The 4,625-nt window shown below is 65.9% G+C and carries 1 protein-coding gene; it reads right to left on the bottom strand.

The window, feature by feature from the left end; genetic code table 11:
- Positions 1-4,625, bottom strand: a 4,625-nt coding sequence (locus ACP7BO_RS23755) for an amino acid adenylation domain-containing protein (RefSeq protein WP_426212961.1), incomplete at both ends; no start/stop codon positions are given.

Here is a 4,625-nt window from a genome sequence, read left to right as displayed (position 1 = left end):
ACGGAGCGCTCGGCGCACACTGCCACCGGTACATCCGGGCCAACGCCCTGAGCTTGCAGCCAATGGGCCAGTTGATTGGCCCGGGCATCCAGTTCGCCATAGCTCAGCTGCGTGTCGCCATACACCAGCGCCAGGGCATCCGGAGTGGCCCGCACCTGTTCGGCGATCAAGGCTGGCAAGCTCGCGTACTGTGCATAGTCGACCCCGGTGGCATTCCACGCCGAGAGCTGCTGTTGCTCCACGCTATCGAGCATTTGCAACTGGCCAAGGCGGACCGTTGACGGCCCCTGCGCCCGGGCCGCCATGGCCAGCAGCAGGTTCTGTAAATGCTCCCCGAGGCGAGCCACGCTGGCCGCGTCGAAAGCACCCAGCAGGTAACTCAATTGCAGGTCCAGGGTGTCGCCCGCGTGGATCACCACGGTCAGCGGGTAATGGGTGGTTTCCCGGGAAATCACCTGGCCGAATTGCACGCCGCTGCCGCTGCGCAAGGCGCTGTCCACCGGGTAGTTCTCGAACACCAGCACGCTGTCGAACAGCGCCCGGCCACCCTGCCCGGCCCAGCGCTGGATATCGAACAGCGGCGTGTGCTCATGCTCGCGCACCGCCAGGTTCAGCGATTGCAGTTCACGCAGCCAGTCCCCCAGCAAGCGCTCCGGCCCGGGCGCCTGAATGATCGGCAAGGTATTGATGAACAGCCCCAGCACCCGCTCGGCATCGGCCAGCGCCGTCGGACGCCCGGCCACGGTGGCGCCGAAAGCCACGCTGCGCTGCCCGCTGTAGCGTTGCAACAACAGACTCCAGGCTCCCTGGAGCACGGTGTTCAGGGTCACCCGCTCGCGCCGGGCAAACGCCCCCAGCGCCGAGGTCACCTGGGGGTCCAGTTGCAGACGCAAATCGCCATGCCCGGCCCGGGCCGCTACTGGCGCCAGGGCATCGGCCAGCAGCGTCGGTTGCTCCAGCTGACGCAGTTGCTCGCTCCAGAACTGCTGGCTCAACGCGCCATCCTGACGGCCCAGCCAAGCCAGGTAATCGCGGTAGCGGCTGGCGCCCGCAGCGGGCGCTTGACCGCGGTAATGCAACAGCACTTCTTCGATCAGGCGGGCCGTGGCCCAGCCGTCGAGCAGGATGTGATGGCGGGTCCAGATCAAGTGGTAAGTGCTTTCGCCCAGACGCACCAGCAACACCCGTTGCAGCGGCGGTCGGCGCAGGTCAAAGCCCTGATCGCGCTCGGCATCGGCCAGTTCGGCCAGTTCCAGGCGCGCCTGTTCGGCGCCGCGTGCACGCCAGTCGAGGTGGCGCACCGGCGATCGCAACTGGCGATGGATCCATTGCAGGGGCTGGAGCAAGTCGCCTTCCCAGGCGAAACCGGCCCGCAGGATCGCGTGCTCATTGCTGACCTGCTCCCAGGCTGCGGCGAAACGCGGGCCATCAACATCGTTCAGTGGCACACAGACCTGATTGACATAGGCACTGCCCGTGACGCCTTGCACAGCGTGAAACAGCATGCCCTGTTGCAGCGGCGACAAGGGGTAAAGGTCTTCGAGGTCGGCGGCGGCCACCGGCAGTGCATCCAGTTGTGCCTGGCAGACACTCGCCAGCGGGAAATCCGAAGGTGTGACACCCGCAGCGCCGGGGCTCAGGCAATGATCGATCAGAGTGCCCAGGCTCGCCAGGTAGTCCTCGGCCAGCCCTTGCACCAGCTCGCTGTCGAAGCGCTCGCAGCCATAGCGCCAGCTCAGTTGCAGGCAGCCGTCGCGCACCTGGCCGGTGATCACCCATTCGCTGTCGGCATCGGCGCCCGGGTCCAGGGACGCGCCCAGGCTTTCCCCGGCCCAGTCGAACAGGCCGTCGGCCAGGCGGCCCGGGTCGAACTGCCCCAGGTAGTTGAAGGTGATTTGCGGTGCCGTGCGGGCCGCCAGCCGGCGGGCCAGATCATCCTCGCCCAGGTAGCGCAACACGCCGTAGCCCAGGCCCTGGCCGGGTACCTGGCGCACTTGCTCCTTGATCGCCTTGATCGCTTCGGCCGCTGAGCCGTTGCCGGGCGCCAGTTGCAACGGGTACAGGGCAGTGAACCAGCCGACGCTACGGCTCAGGTCCAGCTCGGCCGGGGCATTGGGCCCCGGGGTGCGGCCGTGACTTTCCAGAAGGATATCCAGCGCCGGTTGGCCGCTCCACTGGCACAGGGTCCGGGCCAGCCCGGCCAGCAGCAGTTCGTCGATCCGCGTGCGATAGGCACCGTGGGCCGCGCCCAGCAAGGCGCGGGTCCGCGCCGGGTCGAGCTGCACCTGCACCCGGGCGGTCGCGCCGAGGGCACGGCTGCCTTGCGGGCGCGGCACCCGCAACGGGGTTGGCGCGGTCTCGGCATACGCCTGCCAGTAGGCCAGCTCGCTGTCGCCCAGGCCTTGGCGCTGCCAGCTTGCGAGGTGCTCGCCCCAGGCCTTGAAGCTGCTGGTACGCGCAGCCAGGCGCAGCGATAAACCGGCCAGCGCCAGACTATAAAGCTGCGCCAGGTCTTCGAGCAGGATGCGCCAGGACACGCCATCCACCACCAGGTGATGGGCCACCAGCAACAACCGTTGCTGACCATCGCCCAGTTGCATCAGCACGGCCTTGAACAGCGGGCCCCGGTCCAATTGAAAACCGCGCTGGACCTCTTCGCAGACGGCGCTGATCGCCTCGGGGCGGCCCAGGGTCCGGCACTCCAGCAACGAGGGGGCGCCAGTGCCATGGCTGGCGCTCCATTGCCCGTGCACCTGTTGAAACTGCAGGCGCAGGGCATCGTGATGGACGAACAGCGCCGCCAGTGCCTCGCTCAGCGCAGCGGGCTCCAGGATTTGCAGCGGTCGTAGCAGTAACGCCTGGTTCCAGTGCCCCGCAACCGGCACCGCCTGGGCGAAAAAGTGTGCCTGGATCGGTGTCACGGGGGCTGCGCCCTGAACCGGGCCACTGTCCCGGCTGGCCTGCTCCAGAGGCACAGCGACCCGGGCCAGGGCAGCGATGGTTTGATGCTCAAAAAGGTCGCGTGGATTGAGCAGCCAACCGGCACGGCGCATCCGGCTGATCACCTGCAGGGACAGGATGGAATCGCCCCCCAGTTCGAAGAAGTTGTCGCTGATCCCAACCTGTTCTTGACCCAATACCTCGGCCCAGATGCTTGCCAGGGTCTGCTGGATTTCGCTGCTGGGTGCCACATAGTCTTCGGTCACCGGCCCTTGGGGCTGTGGCAACTGTTTGCGGTCGAGCTTGCCGTTAGCCGACAGTGGCATGGCATCCAGCTGCACCAGACGCCACGGCACCATGTATTCAGGAAGGTGACGGGCCAGATGGGCCTTGAGTACATCCTCCTCGCTGGCATCCCCCACCCAGTAGCCGATCAGCTTGTCATCGCGGGCAATCACCACGCTTTCATGAACATTGGCATGGGCCAGCAACAGCGCTTCAATCTCCCCCAGTTCGATACGCAAACCGCGCAACTTGACCTGATGATCGAGGCGCCCCAGGTAGTCGATGGCGCCATCGGCACGCCAGCGCGCCAGATCGCCACTGCGGTACATCCGTTCGCCGGGCGCACCGTAGGGGTTGGCGACAAAGCGTTCGGCAGTCAGGGCTGCACGGCCCTGATAACCCCGCGCCAGATTAATCCCGGCGATATACAACTCCCCCGCCACCCCCACCGGCACCGGGTTGAGATCGGCGTCGAGAATATGGATTTGCGTATTGGCGATCGGACGCCCGATCGGCACGCTGTTGCCGTCCTCGCGACAGGCCCATGAGGTGACGTCGATGGCCGCTTCGGTCGGGCCATAGAGGTTGTGCAATTCACTGCTGGTTTGCCCCAGCACCTGGCGTTGCAACTCCGCAGGCAGGGCTTCTCCGCTGCAAATAACCCGTTTCAGGGAAGTACAAATCGGCAGTTCACCCGCCGAGACGAACGCCTGCAACATCGACGGCACGAAGTGCAGCGTGGTGATGCCGTGCTCGACGATCAGCTCGCGCAAAGCCTGCGGATCACGGTGAGCACCGGGTGGCGCCATCACCAGCGCGGCACCGCTGAGCAGTGGCCAGAAGAACTCCCACACGGAGACGTCGAAACTGTAGGGGGTCTTTTGCAGCACCCGGTCAGTCGCATTCAGAGCGTATTCATCCTGCATCCATTGCAGGCGATTGAGCAGCCCGGCGTGACGGTTACCGACGGCCTTGGGCTTGCCGGTGGAGCCGGAGGTGTACAGGCAGTACACGAGGTTTTCCGGGCCGATATGGACCTGGGGCGCGGTCTGCGGCTGAGTCGCAAGCGGCAGGCTTTCCAATGCATGGACCGGTACACCGGCAGCGCCGGACCACGTGCTCAATAGATGTTTCTGGGTCAACAACAACGGGCTGCCGCTGTCGGCCAGCATCCCTTGCAGACGCTCAAGCGGCAGATCCGGGTCCAGTGGCAAGTACGCACCACCGGCCTTGATCACCCCCAGCAGTGCCACCACCAGTTCCACGGAGCGCTCGGCGCACACTGCCACCGGTACATCCGGGCCAACGCCCTGAGCTTGCAGCCAATGGGCCAGTTGATTGGCCCGGGCATCCAGTTCGCCATAGCTCAGCTGCGTGTCGCCATACACCAGCGCCAGGGC

Origin of the sequence: Pseudomonas sp. TWR2-1-1 (assembly GCF_049897045.1) — a bacterium.
Taxonomy (GTDB): Bacteria; Pseudomonadota; Gammaproteobacteria; order Pseudomonadales; family Pseudomonadaceae; genus Aquipseudomonas; species Aquipseudomonas versuta.
This window is presented reverse-complemented; position numbering and strand designations above follow the sequence as displayed.